Raw genomic sequence first — 4754 nt, 5'->3', positions numbered from 1 at the left:
CGGCCTCGGACAGCCCGTGTCCCTCGGAGCCGAGCAGCAGCGCCACCGGGCCGGGGGTACGGGCCGCCGTCCGGACCGACACCGCGTCGGCGCGTGGGGTCAGGGCCGCGAGCCGGAACCCGTGCTCCCGCAGGGTCCCGAGTCCTCCCGGCCAGTCGTCGACGGTCGTGAACGGCACCCGCAGGACGTGGCCCATCGACACGCGGACGCTGCGCCGGTAGAGCGGGTCCGAGCAGCCCGGGCCGAGCAGCACGCCGTCGACCCCCAGCGCGGCGGCGTTGCGGAACAGCGCACCGAGGTTCTCGTGATCCCCGACCCCTTCCAGCACGGCCAGCACCCGTGCCCCGGCGGCGAGGTCGGCCACCGAAGGGCGGGGGGCACGGTCGGCGACGGCGAGCACCCCCCGGTTCAGGTGGAAGCCCACCACCCGCGCCATGGTCTCGGCCGAGGGCACGTACGCGGGCACGGACACGTCGGCCAGGTCGCCTGCCAGCTCCTCGACCCGCCGTCGCACCCCGAGCAGCGCGCGGACCGGGTAGGGCGAGGCGAGCAGTCTGCGCACCACCACCGTTCCCTCCGCGATCACCAGCCCCCGCCCGCCGGGCCGGTCGGGCCTGCGGTCGGCGGTGGTGAGGTCGCGGAAGTCGTCGAGCCGCGGGTCGGCCACGTCGTCGGTGTAGATCACTGAGGCCACGCGGGAAGTCTCGCATCGACCCGGGTGGCGGGGATCGGTACTCCGTCCGCCGGGTATCCGGCTCGTACGAACGGCCCGATGATGCGCTGAGTGTGCGCGGCGTGACGGACCGCACCCTTTTTGGCCGCTGGATGAGGCCCTCGGCATGTGCAACGGTTGCCGCCTGGCAGGGGCGAACGCCGCGGCATCCGGGGAGCCGAGGCCGAGGGAGAGGGGCGATCGGCATGGGCAAGGACGTGGCACCGGACTCCGGCGCCGCCCGGGACCGGGGCCGCTACCGGCACAAGGTGCAGCGGTGCCTGGACACCCTGGCGCGCATGCTCTCCGAGAGCAGTTTCACCTTCCCCCGCAAGCACATCGGGCTGGAGGTCGAGCTGAACCTCGTCGACGACGCGATGCGCCCGTCGATGTCGAACTCCGCCGTGCTCGACGCCCTCGACGAGGCGGCGTTCACCACGGAACTGTCGCAACACAACATCGAGCTCAACGTGCCGCCGTACCCGCTGGACGGCGAGTCCGCCCTCACCCTGGAGGCGGATCTCGGCGCGTACCTGGAGCTGGCCCACGACACCGCGGAACGCGCGGGCACCTCGGTCGCGATGATCGGCATTCTGCCGACTCTGCGCGCGGAGCACTTCGACCAGAAGTGGCTGACCAACAACGCCCGGTACGCACTGCTCAACGACCAGATCATGGCCTCCCGCGGGGAACAGCCGCTGCTGTCGCTGGAGGGGGTCCCGCTGCGGGGCCGCGAGCCCGAGCGGCTGCGCGCGTTCGCACAGTCGATCCTGCCGGAGGCGGCGTGCACGTCGGTGCAGCTGCACCTCCAGGTGAGCCCGGAGGAGTTCGCCCCGCACTGGAACGCCGCGCAGTGCCTCGCCGGCGTGCAGCTCGCGCTCGGCGGGAACTCGCCGTTCCTGCTGGGCAAGGCCCTGTGGCAGGAGACCCGCATCCCGCTGTTCCTGCAGGCCACCGACACCAGGCCGGAGGAGCTGAAGAATCAGGGGGTGCGCCCGCGGGTGTGGTTCGGCGAGCGGTGGATCACCTCGATCTTCGACCTGTTCGAGGAGAACGTCCGCTACTTCCCCGGTCTGCTCCCGGAGACCGACGACGAGGACCCGATGGAGGCCCTCGAATCGGGCCGGGTCCCCCGGCTCACGGAGCTGCGGCTGCACAACGGCACCGTGTGGCGGTGGAACCGGCCGGTGTACGACGTCGTGGACGGCACCCCGCACCTGCGCGTGGAGAACCGGGTGCTGCCCGCGGGCCCCACGGTGCGGGACATGATGGCCAACGCGGCGTTCTTCTACGGCGCGCAACGCGCCCTGGTGGGCCAGGAGCGGCCCGTGTGGTCGCAGATGTCGTTCCAGGCGGCCGAGGAGAACCTGTACTCGGGGGCGCGCAACGGCTTCGACACGCTGTTGTACTGGCCGGGCATCGGCCGGGTGCCGCCGGACGAACTGGTGTTGCGGGTGTTGCTGCCGCTCGCGCGGGAGGGTCTGCGCGACTCCGGGGTGGCCGACACCGTCGCGGAGCGCTACCTCGGGGTGATCGAACAACGGTGTCTGCGCCGCCGGACCGGCAGCACCTGGCAACGGGAGACGGTCGCGCTGCTGGAGGAACGCGGGACGGATCGCGACGCCGCACTGACCGGCATGCTCGCGCGGTACCTGGAGCACTCCCGGTCCGGGGAGCCGGTCCACACCTGGCCGGTCGGGTGAGCCCGCCCGGGACGGCCGGTCCGGTGTGGCCGATCCGACAGTGGTGTTGACCTCGAGTCGACTCCAGGGGACAAGGTCAACTTCGCCACTCCCCGGTTAGCCCGCGACCTCGGCGGCTACTAGGTTGGCAATCACGCAAAGGCTTGCCTCGACCACGAAGGAGGGCTCATGCCCACGTACGAGCTTCCCGACCTCGACTACGACTACGGTGCCCTCGAACCGCACATCTCCGGTGAGATCAACGAGCTGCACCACAGCAAGCACCACCAGACCTACGTCAACGGCGCCAACCAGACGCTCGAGAAGCTCGCCGCGGCGCGCGACGCCAACGACTTCGGCTCGATCGTCGGCCTGGAGACGACGCTCGCCTTCAACCTCGCCGGGCACGCCAACCACGTGGTCTGGTGGAAGATCCTCTCCCCGGAGGGCGGCGACAAGCCGACCGGTGAACTGGCCGCCGCCATCGACGACGCCTTCGGCTCGTTCGACAAGTTCAAGGCGCAGTTCACCGCGGTGTGCACCACGATCCAGGGCAACGGCTGGGGTGCGCTGTCCTGGGACCCGATCGGCCAGACACTGATCACCCAGCAGCTGCGCGACCACCACAACAACCTGGTGCTGCCCACCGTGCCGATCCTGCTGGTCGATGTCTGGGAGCACGCGTTCTACCTGCAGTACAAGAACGTGAAGCCGGACTACATCAACGCGCTCTGGAACGTCTTCAACTGGGCGGAGATCGGCAGGCGCTTCGAGGACGCCCGCGCGGGGCGCAACGGACTGCTGCTGGGCTGAAACCCGGCCGCGCCCGGCCCGGCCGGGTCCACCCGGGACGCGCACGACGCGCACGGACGCGGAAGGGGCCCCGCACGAACGTCTCGTGCGGGGCCCCTTCTCGTTCCCGAACTGCCGCCGCTCCCACCACGAAGCGACACCCATGAGGTTAGCCTAACCTCATTCTCCGGGCAAGGGGTGGTGCTGCCGCCCACGGGCGAGGACCGCGCAGAGCAGCGCGGCCACCACGGCGACCGCACCCCCCAGCCAGAACGGTGACCGCCCGCCGAAGGTGTCGGCCAACCACCCGACCATCGGTCCGCTGATCGGGTTGCCGCCGATCAGGACGAGCACGTACAGGCCCATCACCCGCCCCCGCACCTCGGGACTCGTCGAGGTCTGCACGAGCGCGTTCGCGGTGTTCAGGAACGTGATCGTGGCGAAGCCCAGGGGCACCAGCGCGACGCCGAAGAGCGCGTAGGTCGGCAGGAACGAGGCGGCCAGCTCGACCGCACCGAGACCGAAGGCCGCGACCAGCAGCACCCGCAGGCTGGGACCCCCGCGGCTGCCCCGCCGGGCGGCGGCGAGCGCGCCGGTGAAAGTGCCCACCGCCAGCATCGTGGACAGCAGGCCGTAGCCGTCCGCCTCCGTGCCGAACACGTTGGCCGCCACGATCGCCAGCGAGGTGAAGAAGGTGATCCCGAATGTGCTGACGAAGAACACCAGCACCATGATCATCATCAGGTCGGGTCTGCCGCGCACGTACCGCAGCCCCTCCCGCAGCTGCCCCTTCGACCGGGCGGCGGGTGGGTTCCGGTGCAGCGCGGCGGGGTTCATGGCCGCGAGCCCGGCGAGCACGGCCAGGGTGCTCACCGCGTTGGCGACGAACAGCCACCCGGTGCCGACCAGCACGATGGCGAACCCGGCGATCGCGGGCCCCACGATCCGCGCCATGTTGAACACCGAGGAGTTCAGCGCCACGGCGTTGGCCACCTGCTCGCGGCCCACCATCTCGCCGACGAACGACTGCCGGGTCGGCACGTCCATCGCCGAGAACACCCCGAGGACGAAGCACAGCACGTAGACGTGCCACAGCTCGGCGGCGCCGCTGACGTCGAGCACCCCGAGCAACGCCGCCTGGACCGCCATCCCCGACTGGACGGCGATAAGGAGTCTGCGCTTGTCGACCCGGTCGGCCAGCACCCCCGCCCACAGCGACAGCAGCACGGTGGGCAGGAACTGCAACGCCACCGCCACCCCGAGTGCGACCGGGTCGTAGCCGCTCAGCTGAAGGACCAGCCAGTCCTGGGCGATGCGTTGCATCCAGGTGCCGATGTTCGAGATGACCTGCCCGCTGAAGAACAGCCGGTAGTTGCGCACCCGCAACGACGCGAACATCCCCCGGGGACGGCCGTCGGACCCGTCGGCGAGATCCGTGTCGGCGGCTTCCGTGTCCGGGGCGGCCGTGTCCGGGATCGTCGCGTCCGTGGTCGCCGCATCCGTGGTCGCCGTGTCCGCAGCCGGGTCGGATCGCGCCGGGCCGGGGCCGGTGGTCGTGGTGCGGTCCG

At 71.0% G+C, this 4754-nt stretch carries 4 protein-coding genes; 2 read left to right on the top strand and 2 right to left on the bottom strand.

The genetic code is table 11. From position 1 onward, the window contains the following. Window positions 1-694, bottom strand: a 694-nt coding sequence (locus tag SACHA_RS22865) for a TrmH family RNA methyltransferase (protein WP_019811887.1), incomplete at its 3' end; no start/stop codon positions are given. Between the two features lie 224 nt (window positions 695-918). Here SACHA_RS22865 and SACHA_RS0117585 point away from each other — a divergent pair. Beyond that, window positions 919-2415 carry a glutamate--cysteine ligase family protein gene (locus SACHA_RS0117585; RefSeq protein ID WP_019811885.1) on the top strand — a complete coding sequence of 499 codons (1497 nt, stop codon included), beginning with the start codon at window positions 919-921 and terminating at the stop codon, window positions 2413-2415. Window positions 2416-2583: 168 nt separating this feature from the next. Then, window positions 2584-3207 carry a superoxide dismutase gene (locus SACHA_RS0117580; RefSeq protein WP_007026566.1) on the top strand — a complete coding sequence of 208 codons (624 nt, stop codon included), beginning with the start codon at window positions 2584-2586 and terminating at the stop codon, window positions 3205-3207. A gap of 159 nt (window positions 3208-3366) precedes the next feature. Here SACHA_RS0117580 and SACHA_RS22860 read toward each other — a convergent pair whose 3' ends face one another. Further along, on the bottom strand, window positions 3367-4662 hold the full coding sequence (locus SACHA_RS22860) for an MFS transporter (RefSeq protein ID WP_051110272.1): 1296 nt from the start codon (window positions 4660-4662) through the stop codon (window positions 3367-3369). Between the last annotated feature and the right edge of the window lie 92 nt (window positions 4663-4754).

It is taken from the genome of Saccharomonospora halophila 8 (assembly GCF_000383775.1).
In the GTDB taxonomy this organism is placed as follows: Bacteria; Actinomycetota; Actinomycetes; order Mycobacteriales; family Pseudonocardiaceae; genus Saccharomonospora; species Saccharomonospora halophila.
Note: the sequence above shows the minus strand (reverse complement) of the source record. Positions and strands in the feature narration are given on the sequence as shown.